This window comes from Bradyrhizobium sp. BR 1432 (assembly GCF_051547705.1).
In the GTDB taxonomy this organism is placed as follows: domain Bacteria; phylum Pseudomonadota; class Alphaproteobacteria; order Rhizobiales; family Xanthobacteraceae; genus Bradyrhizobium; species Bradyrhizobium zhanjiangense.
The window spans coordinates 7,793,097-7,813,769 of record NZ_JBPUGF010000003.1 but is presented as its reverse complement, the minus strand read 5'-3'; the positions used below and the strand labels follow the sequence as shown (position 1 = coordinate 7,813,769).

General features: G+C 65.1%; 15 protein-coding genes and 3 pseudogenes. 11 read left to right on the top strand and 7 right to left on the bottom strand.

Going from position 1 to position 20,673, the window contains the following annotated elements; genetic code table 11:
* Positions 1-2: 2 nt before the first annotated feature.
* From ACSKB8_RS37945 to ACSKB8_RS37925, 5 genes and pseudogenes are all read right to left on the bottom strand, one after another.
* Positions 3-887, bottom strand: coding sequence for an intradiol ring-cleavage dioxygenase (locus tag ACSKB8_RS37945; RefSeq protein ID WP_438109581.1), 885 nt, complete (start codon positions 885-887; stop codon positions 3-5).
* Between the two features lie 15 nt (positions 888-902).
* Positions 903-1,805, bottom strand: a complete 903-nt coding sequence (locus ACSKB8_RS37940) for an NAD(P)-dependent oxidoreductase (protein WP_438109580.1) — start codon at positions 1,803-1,805, stop codon at positions 903-905.
* 21 nt (positions 1,806-1,826) lie between these two features.
* Positions 1,827-3,190: pseudogene (locus ACSKB8_RS37935) on the bottom strand (amidohydrolase family protein).
* 4 nt (positions 3,191-3,194) lie between these two features.
* Positions 3,195-4,274 (bottom strand): maleylacetate reductase, encoded by a 1,080-nt coding sequence (locus ACSKB8_RS37930; RefSeq protein ID WP_370988637.1) that lies wholly within the window; start codon positions 4,272-4,274, stop codon positions 3,195-3,197.
* Complete coding sequence (locus ACSKB8_RS37925) at positions 4,271-4,594, bottom strand: Dabb family protein (RefSeq protein ID WP_091887674.1); 324 nt, start codon at positions 4,592-4,594, stop codon at positions 4,271-4,273. Before ACSKB8_RS37925 ends, ACSKB8_RS37930 begins: the two co-directional genes overlap by 4 nt.
* A gap of 108 nt (positions 4,595-4,702) precedes the next feature.
* Here ACSKB8_RS37925 and ACSKB8_RS37920 point away from each other — a divergent pair, with 108 nt between their 5' ends.
* The 11 genes and pseudogenes from ACSKB8_RS37920 (at position 4,703) to mdlC (ending at position 17,775) form a co-directional block, all read left to right on the top strand.
* Complete coding sequence (locus ACSKB8_RS37920; RefSeq protein WP_438109579.1) at positions 4,703-5,626, top strand: LysR substrate-binding domain-containing protein; 924 nt, start codon at positions 4,703-4,705, stop codon at positions 5,624-5,626.
* A gap of 12 nt (positions 5,627-5,638) precedes the next feature.
* A pseudogene (gene xylB, locus ACSKB8_RS37915) lies at positions 5,639-7,083 on the top strand (xylulokinase).
* 139 nt (positions 7,084-7,222) lie between these two features.
* Positions 7,223-8,746, top strand: coding sequence for a sugar ABC transporter ATP-binding protein (locus ACSKB8_RS37910; RefSeq protein WP_438109578.1), 1,524 nt, complete (start codon positions 7,223-7,225; stop codon positions 8,744-8,746).
* A complete protein-coding gene (locus ACSKB8_RS37905) occupies positions 8,739-9,776 on the top strand; it encodes an ABC transporter permease subunit (protein WP_438109577.1) in 1,038 nt (345 codons plus the stop codon). The genes ACSKB8_RS37910 and ACSKB8_RS37905 overlap by 8 nt, the downstream gene beginning before the upstream one ends.
* 101 nt (positions 9,777-9,877) lie before the next feature.
* Positions 9,878-10,825 carry an ABC transporter substrate-binding protein gene (locus tag ACSKB8_RS37900; RefSeq protein ID WP_438109576.1) on the top strand — a complete coding sequence of 316 codons (948 nt, stop codon included), beginning with the start codon at positions 9,878-9,880 and terminating at the stop codon, positions 10,823-10,825.
* Positions 10,826-11,003: 178 nt separating this feature from the next.
* Positions 11,004-11,468 carry a MarR family winged helix-turn-helix transcriptional regulator gene (locus ACSKB8_RS37895; RefSeq protein WP_438109575.1) on the top strand — a complete coding sequence of 155 codons (465 nt, stop codon included), beginning with the start codon at positions 11,004-11,006 and terminating at the stop codon, positions 11,466-11,468.
* Positions 11,469-11,535: 67 nt separating this feature from the next.
* Positions 11,536-13,224, top strand: coding sequence for an FAD-dependent oxidoreductase (locus ACSKB8_RS37890; protein ID WP_438109574.1), 1,689 nt, complete (start codon positions 11,536-11,538; stop codon positions 13,222-13,224).
* Positions 13,225-13,463: 239 nt separating this feature from the next.
* Positions 13,464-13,688, top strand: a pseudogene (locus ACSKB8_RS37885) (MFS transporter); the annotation flags it as partial.
* A gap of 79 nt (positions 13,689-13,767) precedes the next feature.
* Positions 13,768-14,631 (top strand): MFS transporter, encoded by an 864-nt coding sequence (locus ACSKB8_RS37880; RefSeq protein ID WP_438109573.1) that lies wholly within the window; start codon positions 13,768-13,770, stop codon positions 14,629-14,631.
* A gap of 50 nt (positions 14,632-14,681) precedes the next feature.
* On the top strand, positions 14,682-16,130 hold the full coding sequence (locus ACSKB8_RS37875) for an aldehyde dehydrogenase (RefSeq protein ID WP_438109572.1): 1,449 nt from the start codon (positions 14,682-14,684) through the stop codon (positions 16,128-16,130).
* Between the two features lie 37 nt (positions 16,131-16,167).
* Positions 16,168-17,775 carry a benzoylformate decarboxylase gene (gene mdlC / locus ACSKB8_RS37870; protein ID WP_438109571.1) on the top strand — a complete coding sequence of 536 codons (1,608 nt, stop codon included), beginning with the start codon at positions 16,168-16,170 and terminating at the stop codon, positions 17,773-17,775.
* Here mdlC and ACSKB8_RS37865 read toward each other — a convergent pair.
* Positions 17,772-19,307: a glucosamine inositolphosphorylceramide transferase family protein gene (locus ACSKB8_RS37865; RefSeq protein ID WP_438109570.1), complete on the bottom strand. Its 1,536-nt coding sequence runs from the start codon at positions 19,305-19,307 to the stop codon at positions 17,772-17,774. The two genes, mdlC and ACSKB8_RS37865, sit on opposite strands and share 4 nt — an antisense overlap.
* A gap of 29 nt (positions 19,308-19,336) precedes the next feature.
* Positions 19,337-20,512, bottom strand: coding sequence for a glycosyltransferase family 4 protein (locus ACSKB8_RS37860; protein ID WP_438109569.1), 1,176 nt, complete (start codon positions 20,510-20,512; stop codon positions 19,337-19,339).
* Positions 20,513-20,673 lie beyond the last annotated feature (161 nt).

Genomic DNA, 20,673 nt, shown 5'->3' with positions numbered 1-20,673 from the left:
GATTAGGCGGCTTGCGCGTTGCTCGCAACCTGCTTCAGGCCGAAATCATAGTTGAGATGAAAATACGCGCTGTCCACCATGCGACCATCCGGCGCACGGCCGGCGGGATGTCGGACGAACTCGCGGATCAGGCTATCCTTGACGCCGAACACCACGTCGCTGTCGAGATACTGGTCGCCGGCGACGAACACGTGCGTCACGAGCTGCTCGAAGCCGGGCGACGAGATCATGAAATGCACATGGGCGGGACGCCAGGGATGGCGGCCCTGGACCTCCAGCATGTCGCCGACCGGGCCGTCATGCGGGATCGGATAGGCGGCCGGCTTGATCGACCAGAAATGGAAGCGGCCGTTCTGGTCGGTGTGGAAGCGGGCACGCATCGCGAGATCGCCGATGGCGTCGAGCTGCTGCACGTCATAATAGCCGTCGTCGTCGGAATGCCAGACGTCGACCACGGCGCCCGCCAGCGGCTTTCCGTCCACGGTCGAGACCGAACCGGTGACCAGCATCGGATCGCCTTCCATCGGACCCGAGATATCGGCGCCGCTCTCCTTCTCCGGCGCGGCCTGGACGAAGAACGGCCCGAGCACCGTGGTTTCGGTTGCGCCCTCCGGCACCGGATGGTTGATGGCGTCGACCAGCATGGAGACCCCGAGCGTGTCCGACAGCAGGATGAACTCCTGGCGCTTGTCGTCGCACATGTGCCCGGTGCGGGTCAGGAAGTCGATGCCGTATTCCCATTCCTTCTGGGTCGGCCGCACCTCGCGGACGAAGGCATGAAGGTGACGGACCAGCGCCTCGCTGATTTGCTTGATGCGCGGATCGGTCGCCCCCGCGATCCGCTCCAGCACCGCGTCCGTGATCGTGTTCTCGTTGAAGTTACGCATGTGTGCCTCCGTTGATCACAGCTTCGGCTCGCCGAGGCCGGACAACCGTTCGAGATGCTTGACGGTCGCAATGAAGTCGGTCTCGCCGTCGCCTTGCGCGACCAGCGAGCCATAGGTCTCGCGCACTTGCGCCGCGAGCTGCAGCGGCACGCCGACGGCGTGGCCGGCGCCGAGGATGAGATCGAGATCCTTGGCCATCTGCTTGCAGGAGAAAGTGGACTCGAAATCGCGGTGGCGCAGCGGCGCGGTCTTGTACTTCACCATCGGCGAAGCCACGGCGCTGTCGTCGAGCACCTTCAAGATGTCTTGCCAGGCGATGCCGCCCTTGCGCGCCAGCGCCAGGCTCTCCGCCATCATCGCCGCCGACACCGCGATCATCAAATTGACCGAGAGTTTTGCGTAGCGTGCTTCCTCGGCCGGCCCGAGATAGGTCTGCGCACGGGTGAAGGCCGCGAACAGCGGCTTTGCGTTGTCAAAGGCATCCTTCGGCCCCGAAACGAAGCAGGTCAGCGCGCCCGTATGCACGATGCTGGCATTGCCGGAGACCGGCGAGCGAAGGTAGGCAATGCCGCGCGCCTGCGCGGCGGCTGCAACCTCGGTAGAAGCCTCGACGCTCACGGTACTGGTCTCGATGAGAACAGCTCCGGACGCCATCGCGGCGATGAGGCCGGCAGGACCGAGCAGCGCGCCGCGCAAGGCGGCATCGTCGGGCAGGGATGTGACGACGGCCGTCTTGCCGCTCACGGCCTCGGCTGGCGTAGCGGCAATCGCAGTGCCTTGCGCGCGTGCCTCGTTGATCCGCGCCGCGCTTTGATCGAACGCGGTGACGGCGTAACCGGCCTTGGCGACGAGCACCGACATCGGCAGGCCCATCTTGCCGATCCCGATGAAAGCGACATTCCTTGAAGCATCACTCATTGTTCTTGTCCATTGGCGCCTTCAGGCGGCGCGTCCCTGTCGTTCGATGTCCTGCACCAGCCGCCGGCCGGATTGCGCCAGCAGCTCTTTTTTGCTCTCGAGCGCTTCGACCAGCAGCCGGCCGTTTCGCTTCTTCCAGGCGCCGCCGATCATGACAGCTTCGATATTGGCGAGGCTCGTCTGCATCACCACCGTCGCGACGGGATCGTGCACCGGGAAGAGGTTGAGATCGGAGGCGTTGATGATGACGAGGTCGGCGAGCTTGCCCGGCGTCAGCGAGCCGATCTGGTTCTCGCGGCCAAGCATGCGGGCACCTTCGGTCGTGATCCAGCGCAGCGCCTCGCGCACCGGAACCGTGGTCGTTGCCGGGATGGTGCCGCTGGCCTTGCGCGTCTCCGCATTGTCGAGCGCCCGCTGCATCGACAGTGCGACGCGGGCGGCGGAGAAGAGATCGCCGGCCAGTACGGATTCCAGATCGATGCCAATGGTCGGGCGCACGCCGCGCTTCAGCAACCGTCCGGTGATCGGAAAGCCATGGCCCTGGATCATCTCGTTCTCGGGCGTGACCGAAAAGGACACGCCGAGATCGATCATCCGGTCGAGCAGATCGTCGGGCAGATCGTTGCCATGAACGATGTTGACGCCGGCGCCGACGAGGCCGGCCTCGATCAGCTTTCCCAGCCACCCGGCGTCTTGGCGGGGCCGCCGCCCTGATGCATCGATGCGATCAGTTTGAGCTCCCATGCCAGGCGGAAATCATGCATGGCGACGTCGAGCGTCGAGTAATGCGGGCCGAGAATGGCGAGCCCGAGCGTAACGAGGCCGTCGCGGTCGGCGAGAGGGCCCGCCAGCAACCGCTCCACCTCGCGGCACGGATGCGGGATTTCCGAGAAATGCGGCTCGCCGGGCTTCGGCTCGGGTTTCGGCGAGCCATGAAAGAAGGCGGCGCGGATGCCGCTCTCGATCAGGCCGCGAACCGCAGCGTCGGTGTGATCTGGCGTCGGATTGTTGTGGCACCAGTCGACGAGTGTCGTCGTGCCGCAATTGATCTGGTTCAGCGCGCCGACCAGCGTCGCGATATGGATGTCCTCGGGTCGGAACACGGTCGCAAGGCCGGCATGCATGCGGCGGAAATATTCCAGCAGCGTCCAGTTCGCGGCATAGCCGCGCAAACCCGTCTGCCAGGTGTGCATATGCGCGTTGATCAGGCCCGGGATGACGATCCGTCCCTTGCCGTCGACAACCTCCGTGTCGGCCGCGACGTCGATCGATGGCCGCACATCGGCGATTCGGCTGCCCTCGACCAGCACGTCGCCGGTCGAGAGGTCGCCGATCGCGTCATCCATGCTGATGACGGTGGCTGATTTGATCAGCGTGCGCCGCATCGCTTCACGCCGCCGGTTTGATAGCGCCCGGCGGCTCGCCGGCCCAGGCGCGCGCGATCAGGTCGCGGATGGCGCTCCGCTCGAGCGGACGCGGATTCCAGTAGGCGTTGGTGACGGCGAGATCGGCCGCCTTGTCGATGCCGCTCTCGGGCATGCCGACGTCGCGCAGCGCAAGCTTTGCATCCAGCCGCTTCGCAAGGTCGTACAGCCCTTGGGAGGCATCGGCCGCGCCAATCGCGCGCGCGATGCGCGCCATCGCATCTGGCACCGCCGGTGCATTGTAGGCCAGCGCATGCGGCAGCACGATGGTGTGCGTTTCGGCATGCGGCAGATCAAAAGTGCCGCCGAGCGTGTGACAGAGCTTGTGATGCAGTGCCATGCCGACGGTGCCGAGGCAGACGCCGCATAACCAGGCGCCATAGAGCGCCTCGGTGCGCGCGTCGCGATCGTCGCTCCTCGCGGCGATGGCGGGCAGGGCGCGGGCCAGCGCGCGGATGCCTTCTTCCGCCATCAGCGATGTCACGGGATTGGCGTCGCGCGCGTAGAGCGCTTCCACCGCATGTGCGATCGCGTTGATGCCGGAGGTCGCAGCTAAGCTCGCCGGCAGCGTCAGGGTCAGGTCGACATCGTAGATCACGGTCTCCGGCAGCACGGCGGCATCGCGCACCGTGGTCTTCAGGCCGTTCTCGGTCTGGCCGACGATCGGTGTCATCTCCGAGCCGGCATAGGTGGTGGGGATGCAGAGCTGGTTGACGCCGGTGCGCAAGGCGAGCGCCTTGCCAAGGCCGGTGGTCGATCCGCCGCCGAGCGAGACGACGCAGTCGGCCTCGCATGCCTTCATGGCGGCGAGCGCGCGCTCCGTGACCTCGACCGGGGTATGCATGATGGCGCCGGAAAACAGGCCCGCATAGAGCGGCCCGAGCGACGCACCGAGACTCTTGCCCTGCGTCTCCTGCTGCGGCGTCGTCAGCACCAGCGCGCGCTTGCCGCCGAGCCGCTCGACTTCAGCCTTGGCGGAGGCAAGCGTTCCGCTGCCGAACACAACACGGCAGGGTAGGTTTTCAAAGGTGAACGAACCGATCATGCGCCGGTCTCTTTGATGGGATAATCGACCTGGAAGCGTCCGATCCGCAAGTCGCCCAGCGCCTCGCGAACGCGCAAATGTTCGGGGTGATTGGCGTAGGCGCTGAGCGCGGCCTCGTTGGTGAACTCGGAGAACAGGACGACGTCGCAGGCGTAATCGACCGCGCTGACATCCATGCCGACCTCGATATGGGTGAGGCCGTCGATCCGGCCGCGCAGGCCTTCGAACAGGGTCTTGACCTTGATCCGGGCGGCGGATCGCTCCGCCGGGGTCTCCCCGCGCAGCCGCCACATCACGATGTGCCTGATCGGGCCCGACATTTCCCTGTTTCCTCGCCTGCTATCTTGCTTGTGTTGAGGCTATTTTGACTTGCGGGAGGCGGAAATAAAGGCCAATAATCGTAACTCTCTTTTCCTAAAAGTGGAAAAATGGATCGCCTGGCGCAATTGGAGGTCTTTTCCAAGACGGCCGAGCTCGGCAGCCTGTCCAAGGCCGCCGAAGCGCTGCGCATGTCGAACGCGGCCGCGAGCCGCCATCTCAGCGCGCTCGAGGAGCGGCTCGCCGTCCGGCTGATCGAGCGCAACACCCGCCGCCTGTGGCTGACGGAGGCGGGGCAGGAGCTGCTGGAGCGTTCCAGCCGGGTCTTGAACGAACTGGCCGAGGCCGAGGACATCGTCAGCGATCGCGCGCTGTCGCCGCAGGGCACCCTGCGGGTCACGAGCTCGCTATCCTTTGCGGTGATCTATCTGGCGCCGATGCTGCCGGCCTTCCGCGCGCGCTATCCGAAGCTCAACATGCAGATCACCACCGCCAACCGCTACCCGGATTTCATCGAGGCCGGCATCGACGTGGCGATCCGCACGCGCGAGCAGGAGCCGGATTCGAACATCATCGTCCGCCGCATCGGCCAGATGCGTCGCGTGCTCGCGGCCGCACCCTCCTATCTCGCAAGCTGCGGCGCGCCGGAACAGCCGGCCGATCTCGCGCGTCACAACATGCTGATCTACAATCTCGCCAACGATCCGTATTCGCTGCGCCTGCGCAAGGGCCATGGCGCGCAGACCGTCCGCATCACGCCGACGCTCGACAGCAATGACGGCCAGGTCATCCGCGGCGCCGCACTGGCAGGTCTCGGCATCCTCATCCAGCCGCTCTACATCGTCCAAAGCGATATCGCCGCGGGCCGGCTCGTCCCGGTGCTGATGGATTGGGAGCTGCCACTGCTCACCATGAACATCGCCTATCAGAACCGCGCCGGGCTGCCGGCCAAGATCCGGGTGTTCTCGGACTTCCTGGTCAGCCACATCCGCGAGCATTCGGAGCCGGGGATCTGGATCGACGCGGCGAAGTGAGCGGGAGCATCCATGTATCTCGGCATCGATCTCGGCACCTCCGCAGTCAAGACCGTTCTCGTCGACGGTGCGCAGCGGGTGATTGCGAGCGAGAGCCGGCCGCTCGCAACCGTCTCGCCGCAATCAGGCTATTACGAGCAAGATCCCGCGCAGTGGATCGATGCGACCTTTGCCACGCTGGATGCTCTGAAGGCATCGCATGCCGGCGAGCTGGCGGCGGTCGAAGGCATTGGACTATCCGGCCAGATGCACGGTGCCACGCTGCTCGATGCGAGCTTAAGGCCCCTGCGGCCCTGCATCCTCTGGAATGACGGGCGCTCGGCCGCCGAATGCCTTATCCTGGAGCAGCGTTGGCCCGCCTTGCGTGCGACGTCGGGCAACAAAGCGATGCCGGGATTCACCGCGCCGAAGCTGGTCTGGATCGCGACGCACGAGCCTGACATCTTTGCGGCGACCAAGCTCGTTCTGCTTCCAAAGGCCTATTTGCGCCTGGTGCTGAGCGGCGAGGCCATCGAGGATGTCTCCGATGCATCGGGATCGCTGTGGCTCGACGCCGCGCGCCGGGACTGGTCGGATGCAGCATTGGCAGCGACCGGCCTGTCGCGCAATCACATGCCGCGGCTGGTCGAGGGATGCGCGCCCGCAACGACCCTGCGCGTCGAGCTCGCGCGGCGCTGGGGTATGACCCGGCAGCCGGTGATCGCGGGCGGAGCCGGCGACAATCCGGCCGGCGCCGTCGGCATCGGCGCGATCGGGCCGGGAACCGCGTTCATATCGCTGGGAACCTCCGGTGCCCTCATGGCACCAACCAGCAGAATCGCCGCTAACCCCGACCGCGCGGTGCATACATTCTGCCATGCCATTCCCGCCATGTGGATTCAGGCCGGCGCGATCCTCTCGGCCGCCTCTTGCCTCGCTTGGCTCGCGCGCCTGTTCGGCGTTGGCGAGGCCGAGCTGCTGGCGCCGCTTGGAGTGCGTCCGCAGGCGCCGTCGCCTGTGAGCTTCCTGCCTTATCTCGCAGGCGAGCGGACGCCGCACGACGATGCCGCCGTGCGCGGCATGCTGGATGGTCTGAGCCATGGCACCGACCGCGGGACGATCGTGCAGGCGGTGCTCGAGGGCGTCGCCTTCGCGCTTGCCGATTGTCGCGACGCGCTCGCGGATGCCGGCATTGCGATTGCGGAAGCCGATGTCATTGGTGGTGGTTCGCGGTCCCCATTCTGGCTCTCGGTACTGGCAAACGTGCTGAATGTTCCGGTCCATCGCTTCGTTGGAGGTGAGACCGGCGCCGCGTTCGGTGCGGCGAGATTGGGCGGCTTGCTGTCACCGGTGAGGCAATCGCTGCCGTATGCACGCGGCCAGAGCGCATCGAGACGTTCGAGCCCGACGCTGAACTTGTCGATACCTATGCCGGGCGGCTTCCCGCATGGCGCGAACTGTATCGGCCGCGCCACTAGCCTGCCCAATCTGGATTCCCATACCTCGGTATACTCGCCTTCGGTATTGCCCTGCGTCACCCGCTTTTGTTTAATGACCAAACCGCGCTGGGCAAGAAACGAGACGCGGGTGGGAAACGCATTGTGCGCGGGAGGCACGATGAACGATCCGATCCTCGAGATGCGCGGGGTCTCAAAATCCTTCTTTGGCATCAAGGCGCTGCGGGCCGTCGATCTCACCGTCTATGCCGGCGAAATTCATGCCCTGATGGGCGAGAACGGCGCCGGCAAGTCGACGCTGATGAAGATCCTGTCCGGCGCCTACCGGCCGGATCCGGGCGGCGAGATCCGCATTGAGGGCCGGTCAGTGCGGATCGAAGGCCCGCTGGGCGGCCGCACGGCGGGCATCTCCATCATCTATCAGGAACTGTCGCTCGCTCCCAATCTCAGTGTTGCCGAGAATATCTATTTGGGGCGGGAGATATCGCGATCAGGTTTGCTGGCGCGCGGCGCCATGCGCGAGGGTGTCGGCCCGATCCTGAAACGACTGGGCGCTGACTTCCTGCCGTCGACGCTGGTGGCGCATCTCTCGATGGGCCAGCGGCAACTGGTCGAGATCGCGCGTGCGCTGCACGCCAGATCAAAGATCCTGATCATGGATGAGCCGACCACCTCGTTGTCGGCCGCCGAGAGCGAGCGGCTGTTCGCGCTGATCCGCCAGCTTCGCTCCGAGGGGCTTGCCATCATCTACATCTCGCATCGCATGGACGAGGTCTACGCCCTCGGCGACCGCGTCACCGTGCTCCGCGACGGCAGGCTGGTCGGGTCGCTCGACAAGCCTGAGATCCGCGCCGACACCATCGTCCGGCTGATGGTCGGGCGTGACGTCTCCTCGTTTTACAAGAAGGATCACGATCCGGAGGCGGGGCGGGGGCATCCCGTGCTTGCAGCGATCGACATGGCCGATGGCCAGCGCGTCAAGGGTTGCTCACTGACTGTGCATGCAGGTGAGGTCGTGGGGCTTGCCGGCCTGATCGGTGCCGGTCGCACCGAGCTTGCGCATCTCATCATCGGCGCCATACCGAGAACATCGGGCCGTCTCGAACTCGAGGGACGTCCGATCGACATCCGTAGCCCCGGCGCGGCACTCGAGGCCGGCATCGCCTATCTGACCGAGGACAGGAAGGCGCTCGGCCTGTTTCTCGACATGTCATGTCTGGACAACATCAATCTCGCGGTGCTCGCGCGGGATGCCAAGCTCGGCTGGTTTCTGGATCGCGACAAGGCGCGCGAGCGCGCCGACCGGGCCTTCGCGGGGCTCAGCATCCGCGCCGCCGATGTCGCCGTCCCCGCCGGCGGCCTGTCCGGCGGCAACCAGCAGAAGGTGCTGCTGTCACGGCTTCTCGCCATTGCGCCGAAGGTCCTGATCCTCGACGAGCCGACGCGTGGCGTCGACGTCGGCGCCAAGTCCGAGATCTATTCGATCATCGACAATCTGGCCAAGGCCGGCACCGCGATCCTCGTCATCTCGTCCGATCTGCCCGAGATCATCGGCATCTGTGACCGCGTCATCGTGATGCGCGCCGGACACATCGCCGGTGAGATCAGGCGCGAAGCTGCGGCTCCCCTGAACCAGGAAGACATCATGACACTCGCCACCGGGATGGAGCAACTCGATGCATGACGGCTCTCCGAAGGCGGACACTGCCACAGCTGCCGTCCTTGCGGCTGCGCAAGAGACGAAGCGTCAACGCATAAGGGTGCTGATCAGCGCGCTCGGCATGCTGCCAGTGCTGTTGATCCTGTGCGTCGGTTTCCATTTTCTGTCCGAGGGGCGCTTCTTCACCGGACAAAATCTCGGCATCGTGTTGCAGCAGGCCGCAGTGAATACCGTGCTCGCCGCGGGCATGACCTTCGTCATCCTCACCGGCGGCATCGACCTCTCGGTCGGCTCGATTTTGGCGGCCTCCGCGATGGCCGGGTTGACGCTCTCCAAGCTGCCGGAGCTCGGGATGCTGTGGCTGCCGGCCGCGCTGCTCACCGGTCTTGGCTTCGGCGTCATCAATGGCGCGCTGATTGCGCTCCTGCGCCTGCCGCCCTTCATCGTCACGCTCGGTTCTCTCACTGCCGTACGCGGCCTGGCGCGACTGCTCGGGGCCGATACCACCGTCTTCAATCCTTCCATTCCCTATGCCTTCATCGGCAATGGCTCGCTGACGCTCGTTCCCGGCGTCGCCTCGATCCCGTGGCTCTCGGTGATCGCCTTGCTCGTCATCCTCGTCTCCTGGCTGGTGCTGCGCCGGACCGTGCTCGGCGTGCACATCTATGCGGTGGGTGGCAATGAAAGCGCGGCGCGGCTTGCCGGCATCAAGGTCTGGGCCGTGCTGATCTTCGTCTACGGTGTCTCCGGACTTTTCGCCGGGCTCGGCGGCGCCATGCAAGCGGCGCGGCTCTACGCCGCCAATGGCCTGCAGCTCGGGCAGTCCTATGAACTCGATGCGATCACCGCCGTGATCCTCGGCGGCACCTCGTTCGTCGGCGGCATCGGCTCGATCTGGGGCACGCTGGTTGGCGCGCTGATCATCGCCGTCTTGTCGAATGGCCTCATCCTCATCGGTGTCTCCGACATCTGGCAATATGTGATCAAGGGCCTGGTGATCATCGGCGCCGTGGCGCTGGATCGTTACCGGCTGCAGGGTTCTGCCAGAACTTGAAGGGCTCGGCGCGCACCTGGAGTGCGCATGGCTTGATGAGAGGTTCCGTTGCGGCAACTGGTCTGCCGTGCCGGGGACGAAGACAGACCAGGGAGGAAGCCATGTTGAAGACGATCATGCTCGCCGGCGCCGCGATGGCGCTTGCCTTAAGCACCGCGCCATCCTTTGCCAAGGAGCTCAAGTCGATCGGCGTCTCGCTGGGATCGATGGGTAACCCGTTCTTCGTCGCGCTGTCGAAGGGCGCCGAGTTCGAGGCGAAGAAGACCAATCCCAATGTGAAGATCACGACGGTCGGCTTCGAATACGACCTCGGCAAGCAGGTCACGCAGATCGACAATTTCATTGCCGCCGGCGTCGACCTGATTCTGTCGAACCCCGGCGATCCCAAGGCGATTGGGCCGGCGATCAAGAAGGCGCAGGCGGCCGGCATCGTCGTCGTTGCGGTCGACACCGCGGCGGAGGGCGCCGACGCCACCGTGACCACGAACAACGTGCAGGCCGGCGAGATCTCCTGCCAGTACATCGTCGACAAATTGGGCGGCAAGGGCGACGTCATCATCGAGAACGGGCCGCAGGTCTCCGCCGTGATCGACCGTGTCGTCGGCTGCAAGAACGTCCTCTCAAAGAATGCCGGCATCAAGGTGTTATCCAGCGACCAGGACGGCAAGGGCTCGCGCGAGGGTGGGCTCACCGTCGCGCAGGGCTATCTGACCCGTTTCCCCAAGATCGACGCCATCTTCGCCATCAACGATCCGCAGGCGATCGGCACTGATCTGGCCGCGCGCCAGCAGAACCGCAGCGGCATTGTCATCACGGCGGTCGACGGCGCACCCGATATCGAGGCCGCGCTGAAGGATCCGCAGTCGCCGCAGGTCCAGGCGTCGGCTTCGCAGGACCCGTTCTTCATGGCGCGGCGGGCCGTGCAGGTCGGTGTCGGCATTCTCAAGGGCCAGAAGCCGGCCTCGACCGTCGAGCTGTTGCCTTCGAAGCTCGTGACCAGAGACAATGTCGCCGAGTACAAGGGCTGGACCTCGGATCGTTCTCAGTAGAACGCCGTCCCTGCCCGGGTGCGCTCTATAAACCGAAAATGACGGGTGGCGTTTTGAAACCACGCCGCCCGTAGCGCCATAGTCGCCAATACACGTGTTGATCTGCTGTACGAGCGCGCGGGCTGCCTCTTGTGTTAGCTTCGCCCAATCTCGATCGCTCGATTCGGAAGCAGAACTCGTGAAAGCCAGGACATCCGGCACCGCGTGGCGGCATGCCAACATAGGTCGCTTGCTCAACAACGCGGTGCGGCGTTTCGAGGGCCGCGTGCTCGAACTGATGAGCGAGTGGGGGCACAACGAGACACGCATTGCGCATGTCGGCCTCACGCGCAATCTCGACGTCGAGGGGACGAGGCTCACCGAGCTCGCCCGCCGCGCATCCATGAGCAAGCAGGCGATGGGCGAGCTGGTCGATCAATGCGCCGAGCTCGGCCTCGTCGACCGCGTTGCCGATCCGACCGACCGGCGTGCGCGCATCGTCATGTTCACCCCGGCCGGGCGCAAATGGCTGGATGCATTCCGCGATGCCGTCGACATCGCTGAGCAGGAGATGCGCGCCGAGCTGGGCAAGGCCACGATGGACGCGATCCGGAAGGGGCTCGCGGTCTACGGCACGGAGTTCGACACGCTCGACGCCGATTAGTCAGGCTACTTGACGATATCGTCAGGCAACCTTACCATGCAAGATATTGCTGGTAGGGAGAAGCGTCTTGGAAACACGTCTGACGGCCGAGGTGCTCATCGTGGGCGGGGGGCCCTGCGGGCTGATGCTGGCCAACGAGCTCGGCCGGCGCGGCGTGTCCGCAATCCTGGTCGATGAGAAGCCGGGCACGGCATTCAATCCGCAGGCCAATGCGACGCAGGCGCGCTCAATGGAGCATTATCGGCGGCTGGGTTTCGCCGACGAGATCAGGCACGAAGGACTGCCTGCGGACTACCCGACCGACGTTGCGTATTTCACGCGCTATACCGGTTACGAGCTGGCGCGGTTCGCGTTGCCGTCATCGTCGCGGGCAGGTGAGCTTATCAAGGGCATGTCGGGCTCCTGGAGCGCCGCGGAGCTGCCGCATCGGGTCTCGCAGAAATATGTCGAGGCGGTGCTGCGCCGCCATGCCGAACGGCTTGCCGGCATAAAGCTGAACTATGGCCACAGGCTCATCGGCTACGTCGAAGGCGATAGCGGCATCGTTGGCGACATAGAATGTCTCGATGATGGCAGCCGCTTTCAGGTTCGGGCCGACTTCCTCGTCGGCGCCGACGGGCCGCGCTCAATGGTCCGGCAATCGCTCGGGATCGTCTATGGCGGCGAGACCGGGACGCAGCGCGATTTCATGGGCGGGCGGATGCTGGCGGTCTATCTCCGCGCGCCCGATTTCTACGCGAACATCCCGCATGCCAAGGCGTGGATGTACAATTGCTTCAACGGCGACCGCCGCGCCTTCATGGCCTCCGTGAACGGACGCGACGAATTTGCGTTTCACACACAGCTCCGGCCGGGCGAAGACGAAAGTGCGATCACGATCAACGAGGCCAAGGCCGCGTTCCAGCGCGCCTGTGGCGCACCGATCGATTGCGAGGTGTTGTCGTTCCTGACCTGGACCGCGGGTCACGCGCTGGTCGCCGATGGAATGCAGCGGGGCAGGGTCTTTCTCGGCGGCGATGCAGCGCACCTGTTCACGCCGACCGGCGGGCTCGGCTACAACACCGCGATCGAGGATGCGGTCAATCTCGGCTGGAAGCTCGCGAGCGTCGTCAAGGGCGTGAGCCCGATGACGCTGCTTGATAGTTATGAGATCGAGCGGCGTCCGGTCGCGCTTCGCAACACCGATTATGCGCGGCGCTTCGCCAACTCCCTAGGCCTGTTCGCGCCCGCACCGGAGATCGAGGACGCCACGGATGAAGGTCGCGAGGTGCGACGGATTGCGGGCATCTATCTCGAACAGCACGCCCGTGCCGAATTCAACATTCCCGGCGTGACGTTCGGAGGACGTTACGATGGCTCGCCGATTATCATTTCCGATGGCAGCGAGCCGCCCCCCGACGCTGCGAACGTCTACGTTCCGAGCGCCTGTCCCGGCGGCCGCGCGCCGCATGCGTGGCTGGAAGACGGGGTGTCCTTGTACGATCTGTTCGGATTCGAATGGACGCTGCTTCAGTTCGGCGAGGTCATGTCCTCTCATGCGTCATTCACTGATGCCATCCGCGCGATCGGGGCCGATGTGAAGCTCGTCACGCTGCCAAAATCCTTGCGCGATCTCTACGAGGCGGACCTTGCCCTGATACGTCCCGATCAGATCGTGGCCTGGCGCGGTGCCGCATCGCAGGCTGGGACGATCGGACGCGTCCTTGTCCGCGCACTCGGGCGTGGCGCAAGCGACGGCGCGCGGTTGGCAAGCTGAGTAATTCCTGCCGCTGCATTCAATCTGCGCCAGTACGGCCAATAACAACAAGACGACGACAACACCGGAGGAGGAAACCCGTGACAACACGAGCACTCGAGGACTTCGACGATCACGCCACCAACGCGGTCGGCGCCGACCAGACCGCAAGCAGCCGCCGGCGCATCCTGATCGCCGGCACCATCGGCACCGCGATCGAATGGTACGACTTCTTCATCTACGGCCTGATCGCACCGCTCGTGTTCGACCAGCTGTTCTTTCCGAAGTTCGACCAGCTCACGGCGAGCATTGCGGTGTTCGCGACGTTTGCCGTCGGATTTCTCGCGCGTCCGCTCGGCGGGATCGTGTTCGGCCATTTCGGTGATCGCTTGGGGCGCAAATCAGTCCTCTTATGCACGCTGCTCCTAATGGGGCTTGCAACCATGTCGATCGGGCTGTTGCCGACTTACGCCAATGCCGGCGTGGTCGCGACCATCGCGCTCGTCGTGCTGCGCTTCCTCCAGGGCTTTGCGCTCGGCGGCGAGTTCCACCGCGGCCATCCTCATGGCAATCGAGACGGCACCCGGTCACCGACGCGGCTTCTCGGCCGCGGTGATCCAGGCCGCAGGCCCCGTCGGCGTCGTGCTCGCCTCGTTTGCGGCGCTCGCGATCTCGCGGCTAGCGGAAGCGGACCTGCTGTCATGGGGCTGGCGCGTTCCGTTCCTGATCAGCGCGGTGCTGGTCGCGCTCGGCGTCTACATGCGCTGGCGCATCGAGGAGAGCGCGACGTTCCGCGAGGCCGGGGAAAGGGACGCCGTGCCGGCGGTCGAGGCGGTGAGGGAGCACTGGCGGCCGATCCTCATCGTGTTCTTCGCCGAGATGGCGCAGACGTCCTATTTCTACCTGACGGCCATCTTCACCATCTCGTTCGCGACGCGCCAGCTCGGCGTCCAGAAAGACGTGATCACGCAGGCCGTGCTGCTCGCCAATCTCGTCGGGCTCGTTGCCATGCCGCTGATCGGCGCCTGGTCCGACCGGATCGGACGCAAGCGTCTATTCCTGGCGGGCGTTGTGCTCGCGGCTGCCTCGATGTTCGCGTTCTACAGTGTGGTCGCGAGCCGTGACACGCTGCTCGTGACGGGTGCGGTGATCCTTGCGGCGGGCGTGATCCATCCGCTGATGTTCAGCACCGAAGGGAGCTATTTCCCGGAGCTGTTTCCGACCGGCATCCGCTTCACTGGCGTTTCGATCGGCAAACAGCTCGGCACGGTGCTCGGCGGCGGCATCGCACCGCTCGTTGCCACCAGCCTGTTTGCGCAGACGGGCTCCATCTACGCCATCACCGGCTATTACGTCGCGCTTGCGCTCGCGGCGATGATCGCGCTCGGCTTCGCGCACGAAACCAGCAAATCGCGGCTGCTCGGCTGAGCTTGGCCAAGACATCAGCACGACATCAGCAAGACATCAGGGAGGTTCTCATGGACGTCAGTCTTCTCATCAATGGGCAGGATCATGCCGCTTCGAACGGCAAGGTGTTCGAGCGGCGCGATCCGCTGTCGCAGGAGGTCGCAAGCCGCGCCGCCGCCGCGACGGTATCTGACGCCGATGCCGCGGTGGCGTCGGCCTCCGCCGCACTGGCCGCATGGTCGGCGCTCGGCCCCAACGCGAGGCGGGCTCTGCTGCTGAAGGCCGCCGATGCGCTCGATGCCAAGCGCGACGCCTTCATCAAGATCATGATGGCCGAGATCGGCACGACGGAGGTCTGGTCGGCCTTCAACGTCAAGCTCGCGAGCGGCATGCTGCGTGAAGCGGCATCGCTGACCACGCAGATCGCGGGCGAGGTGATTCCGTCCGACAAGCCGGGATGCATCGCCATGTCGGTTCGCCAGCCGGCCGGCGTGTGCCTCGGCATCGCGCCGTGGAATGCGCCGATCATTCTCGGCGTCCGAGCCGTGGCGACGCCGCTGGCGTGCGGCAACACGGTCGTCCTCAAGGCGTCCGAGATCTGCCCGGGAACGCACCGGCTGGTGGGCGAGGTGTTCAGGGACGCAGGCTTCCCGCCCGGTGTCGTGAACGTCGTGACCAATGCTCCGGCCGATGCGCCAGCCGTGGTCGAACGTCTCATCGCCAATCCTGCCGTGCGGCGGATCAACTTCACCGGCTCGACCCGCGTCGGCCGCGTCATCGCCGAACTCGCCGGCAGGCATCTCAAGCCGGTGCTGCTCGAGCTTGGCGGCAAGGCGCCTTTGGTCGTGCTGGACGATGCCGATCTCGATGCCGCCGTCGCCGCCGTGGCGTTCGGTGCCTTCATCAACCAGGGCCAGGTCTGCATGTCGACCGAGCGCGTGATCGTCGATGAGGCGGTGGCCGCGTCCTTTGTCGAGAAGCTCGCAAAGAAGGCGAGTTCGCTTCCGGCCGGCGATCCGCGCTTCGGCCTGGTTGTCGTCGGCTCGATGATCGACGAAGCGCCGGCCAAGCACGTCATGGCGCTGATCGACGACGCCATCGGCAAGGGCGCCGTCAAGCTCGCGGGCAGCGAGCGCGCCGGCACGGTCGTTCCGGCGACGGTGCTCGACCGTGTCGTGCCCGGCATGCGCATCTACACCGAAGAGAGCTTTGGCCCCGTCGTCTCGGTGATCCGCGCGCGCGGCGTGGATGACGCCGTCCGGCTTGCCAACGACACCGAGTACGGCCTCTCGGCCGCGGTGTTCGGCCGCGACGTCGCACGTGCGCTGACCGTGGCGCAGCGCATCGAAAGCGGCATCTGCCATGTCAACGGCCCGACCGTGCATGACGAGGCGCAGATGCCGTTCGGCGGGGTGAAGGGATCGGGCTACGGCCGCTTCGGCGGCCAGGCCGGCATCGCCGAGTTCACCGACCTGCGCTGGATCACCATCGAGACGCAGCCGCAGCATTATCCGTTCTGATGGCTCGAGAAGCGAAGCACCCCAAGGAAATCTGCCTATGAACTCAAAAGTCCTGACGGTTCGGGAAGCGACCCTTGGTGTGCTTCGCTCCTTTGGCGTCGATCGCGTCTTCGGCAATCCCGGCTCGACCGAGCTTGCTTTCCTGGGCGACTGGCCCGACGACATCGACTACGTGCTGGGCTTGCAGGAAGGCTGCGTGGTCGGCATGGCTGATGGCTATGCGCAGGCCACGGGACGGCCGGCCTTCGTCAATCTGCATTCGGCGGCCGGCCTCGGTCACGCGCTCGGCAATCTCTTCACGGCGTTTCGCAACAAGACGCCGATGGTCGTGACATCGGGGCAGCAGGCGCGCAGCCTGCTCAGGATGCGACCCTATCTGTTCGCCGAGGATGCCGAGCAGTTTCCAAAGCCTTACGTGAAATGGAGCGCGGAGCCCGCGCGGCCTGAGGATGTTCCCGCGGCGATTGCGCAGGCCTTTCTCACGGCCATGCAGCATCCGCGCGGCCCGACCTTCGTGTCCGTGCCGTCGGATGATTGGGCCCGGCCCGCAGTCGCTCCGCCGGTCCGCCACATCGCCACAGAATTTGCGCCCGACCCAGCGGCGATCGTCCGGCTCGGCGCCGCTATTGGAGCCGCGAAAAGGCCTGCCTTCGTTGTCGGCCCCGACATCGATCGCAGCGGCTGTGTCGAAGCGATGGTCGCGGTGGCCGAGCAGGCAAGGGCGGCCGTTTGGGCGAGCCCGATGTCCAGCCGTTCGAGCTTTCCGGAATTGCATCCGCAATTCGCAGGCTTTCTTCCGGCCGCGCCGGGAGGGCTCGCCCGCGCTTTGCGCGGCGCCGATCTGATCGTCGTGGTCGGTGCGCCCGTGTTCACCTTCCATGTCGAGGGACAATGCGATTTGCTCGATGATGGAACGCCGGTCTGGCAGATCACCGACGATCCGACCGAAGCGGCGTCGGCGGCCGTCGGCGACACCATCATCAGCACGCTCCCCAAGGCGCTCGCTGCGCTTCGGGCGGCGCTGCCCGACATCGCGGAGCGCGAATTGCCGGCGGCGCGGCCGCGGCCCGCCGCGCCTGCAGCGCAGAATCCAATTCCTCCGGCCTATGCGCTGAGCCGGTTGTCGGCGCTGATGCCGCGCGATGCGATCGTGGTGGAGGAGGCGCCGTCGCATCGTCCCGCGATCCAGCAATTCCTGCCCATGCACGGCGCGGACAGTTTCTACACGATGGCGAGCGGTGGACTCGGTTACAGCCTGCCCGCCTCCATCGGCGTGGCACTGGCGCGGCCCGGCCGCCGCATCGTCGCGCTGATCGGTGACGGATCGGCGATGTACTGCGTCCAGGCGATCTGGACTGCTGCCCAGCGCGGACTGCCGATCGCCTTCGTGATCATGAACAATTCAGGCTATGGCGCGATGCGCGCCTTCAGCCGGCTCATGCAGGCGCATCGCCCTCCCGGAATCGACTTGCCCGGGCTCGACTTCGTCGCGCTCGCCAAGGGAATGGGTTGCGTGGGGTGGCGCGTGACAGATGCCGGCGATGTCGACCGCATCTTGGCGGAAGCGTTGGCGTCGAGCGGACCCGCGCTGGTCGAGATCGCAGTCGACGACGCCACGACGGACCTGTTCAATCATCCGCGCTAGCAGGCGGCGGAGGGATTGGTTCGCGGAGCCAAAGCGGTCGATGGAAATTTGCTTGCGAAGGCACGTGTCTTGGGTTGAACGCGCGATCCGTCGATTACCTCGAGCCGGCCGCAGCGGTTCAGCGTGTGCAACTTCCGGCCGGGCCATGCCGGCCCGGGCTTGAGCGAATGGCGGACGATCTGCTTGAATGTCGTCGGCGACAGTTCGACGACTTCCGCTAGCGCGAGCGCTGCGCCGTAACCGTCGGCACAATCCTGGATCGGGCGCCACAATTTGTCATCGATGGTGACGAAATTCCCCGCCGGTCGCGTGCTCGCACGATCGATCAGGACCGGATTGCTGGCATGGGGCAACCACGGGCCCAAGAGCCGCTCGGCGTAATAGATGGCCAGCGAATCCGAATAGCCGCCCGTTCCGTCGCGCCAGGCCCCAAACAGATAGTGCAAGCCGTTGTGCTGCGTGATCGTGACATCGGCGAGTTCGAGGCCGGAAAGCAGCGTCGCGTGCCGCTCCCATTTGTCCGGAAAACGAACGCATTTGTAGAGCGCAACGTCGCCGTGGACCGAGCTCTCCGGGATCATCCACAACGCGCCGTCGTTCTCGATCAGAAACGGGTAGGAGAGGTGCCAGGGCTCCTCTAGCACCGGCACGACGTCTCCCACCGGGCCCGCATCGTTGAACTCGATCGCGGAAATGATCCCCTTTCCAATCCGGTGATCGAGATCTTCGAAGAAGACGAATGTCCGTCCCTGCCACGTGATGGGAAACGGATCGGCGTAGAAGCGATGGCCCGGATCGTCGAGGACATTCCAGCCTGGTCCGGATAGATTTCCGGTCTGCCAGACGCCTGCACCGTCATTGAAGCGCCATCCGATATGCCAATGCGGGGCATAGCAGCAGAGCCGATAGATCTCCTTGGCGATCGATACGGCGAGGCCGCGCACAACGTACGCCGCCGGCTGCCGGCCGATGCGGTCTCCGGCGGGGCGTGCCAGCTGCGGCACGATGCGCGGGCGTTCCGACAGGATTGCCGCCACCATGGTCAGGGTTCGCGCCATCACCGTTTCGAGCGCGCCACTCAGGCCGGCGGCGATCTCTCCGGAGGGGTGGCCGCGATCGAGCACTGTATTGTCGACCTCGTTGACGATCTCGATCACCGGCAGGTCGCCGGCGAGAATGGCGGCGAGCGCCGCATTTTCGCCTGCGGCGCCATTGAAGAGAGGGCGCAGATACAGCCGGGCAGCGCAGTTGGGGTCGCGCGCAGCGACCGTAAAATCGACGATCACGTCGGCCGTGCCGGCGCGAGCCTGCGTCCGTTCCGGGATGATCTTCAGCTTGCCGGCGCCGCTGTGTTGGCCCCTGTGCAACACCATGCGTTCGAGTTCGAATAGCGCGTCGAGGCCCGTGGGGCGCGACTCCGTCGTTGCCGTCCAGGCGATTTGAAGCGGCACGTCCCGGCCGTCGATCGACAGCGTCTCGCGGTCCATCCACCGCCGCGCATGCTCACGTTCACAGCGAAACTCGATGATCATGTCGAGCCCATCTATTCCAGCGTGCCCCGTCAAATGACTTGGCTGAGAAGCCGAACGTATTCCTCCACCATGGCATCTACCGAATAACGCAGCCGCAGACCTTTGGCGTTTTGTCGCAGTTCGTCGCTCAGGGTTTGATTCGTCAGCATTGTCGAAACGGCCGCCGACAGCTTCGCATGATCGGAGGCGTCGACGAAGAGTGCGGTCGGTTTTCCCTCGAAGGACAACACCTCGCGCAACACGGGAAGATCGGTGACGACGGAGGGAACACCGGCGTTGGCGGCCTCGACCGCAGCCAGACCGAAGGTTTCGGCCTGTGTCGGGAATACGAACACGTCCAGACAGGCGAGGAAGTCCGCCATCCGGCGCGGGGGGATTTCGCCGAGCAGATACAGCCTGTCCGATACCTTCAATTCGTCGGCCAGCTGCCTCAGCCGGGCCTCATCAGCTCCCTGTCCAGCCAGTGCAAGGTGCCAGGATGGTTGATCCGGCAACAAGCGTATCGCCGCATCAAGCCGCTTGTGCGGGTGCAGCCTCGCCGCGCAGCCGAGCAGGATGCGATCCGGCGGCAGGTTGAATGTCGCTCGCGCCGCGTCCTTCGACAAGGTGAGGGCCTTGTCGTCGAAGCCGTGTGGGACATGCACCATGCGTGACCGATACGCCGCGGGGTAGCGCGAATATTCGCGCTGCATGTCCTTCGAATTGAGCGTGATGCGGTCGAAGAAGCCGAGGCTGCCCATGACGATGTCGGCCGTGCGAACGGGCCAGCCCATCGACAGCGCTGACGAAACCTGGTTGGCGATGACAGGCGCGCGGCAGACGAGGCGCGACACGCCGGCGCCGATCACGTTGCCAAAATGCTGAAAGGTCAGAACGGCGTCGGGCTTGCTGGTCTTGATATGGCGGCCGAGCGTCCGCAGCATTCGCAGCAGTGCCAGCGGATTGCTCGGCCGGCTCGAGGCGCAGTAGAACGTATCGGGCGGCTCGTCGAACGAATCCGACTTGCGGAAGAAGAACAGATTGGTGACGCGATAGCCGCGCGCGGTAAGGCCGGCACCGAGCAGTCTGGAGATCTCCTGCGCGCCGGCGTTTTCGGCCTGGGTCTGGACGAGAAGGACGTGCAGCTTCCGTCCGTTGCCGTTGGACGGCGTGAGTGCTGTCGCAGTCGTCTCGCCCAACTCCTTGTTTGGCTGGTAATGGAGCACGGATCCCGACCCACTGAAGAAACGAAGTTTTCACCTTCTTGACCCCGTACCTACCATGCGAGCATCGCGCGGACACCGACTAGCAATAAACGGAGTTAATGCGCAGCCTGCCGGAACGGGCATCCTTCGCGAGAGAATTCTGGCAGTTTCCAAAGGAAGTG

Excerpts from the sequence above, each read along its gene's own strand:
- ACSKB8_RS37880 (WP_438109573.1), top strand. The coding sequence starts at position 13,768 with ATGGCAATCGAGACGGCACCCGGTCACCGACGCGGCTTCTCGGCCGCG.
- ACSKB8_RS37945 (WP_438109581.1), bottom strand. The coding sequence starts at position 887 with ATGCGTAACTTCAACGAGAACACGATCACGGACGCGGTGCTGGAGCGG.
- ACSKB8_RS37900 (WP_438109576.1), top strand. The coding sequence starts at position 9,878 with ATGTTGAAGACGATCATGCTCGCCGGCGCCGCGATGGCGCTTGCCTTA.
- ACSKB8_RS37925 (WP_091887674.1), bottom strand. The coding sequence starts at position 4,594 with ATGTCGGGCCCGATCAGGCACATCGTGATGTGGCGGCTGCGCGGGGAG.
- ACSKB8_RS37930 (WP_370988637.1), bottom strand. The coding sequence starts at position 4,274 with ATGATCGGTTCGTTCACCTTTGAAAACCTACCCTGCCGTGTTGTGTTC.
- ACSKB8_RS37905 (WP_438109577.1), top strand. The coding sequence starts at position 8,739 with ATGCATGACGGCTCTCCGAAGGCGGACACTGCCACAGCTGCCGTCCTT.
- ACSKB8_RS37910 (WP_438109578.1), top strand. The coding sequence starts at position 7,223 with ATGAACGATCCGATCCTCGAGATGCGCGGGGTCTCAAAATCCTTCTTT.
- mdlC (WP_438109571.1), top strand. The coding sequence starts at position 16,168 with ATGAACTCAAAAGTCCTGACGGTTCGGGAAGCGACCCTTGGTGTGCTT.
- ACSKB8_RS37875 (WP_438109572.1), top strand. The coding sequence starts at position 14,682 with ATGGACGTCAGTCTTCTCATCAATGGGCAGGATCATGCCGCTTCGAAC.
- ACSKB8_RS37865 (WP_438109570.1), bottom strand. The coding sequence starts at position 19,307 with ATGATCATCGAGTTTCGCTGTGAACGTGAGCATGCGCGGCGGTGGATG.
- ACSKB8_RS37940 (WP_438109580.1), bottom strand. The coding sequence starts at position 1,805 with ATGAGTGATGCTTCAAGGAATGTCGCTTTCATCGGGATCGGCAAGATG.
- ACSKB8_RS37920 (WP_438109579.1), top strand. The coding sequence starts at position 4,703 with ATGGATCGCCTGGCGCAATTGGAGGTCTTTTCCAAGACGGCCGAGCTC.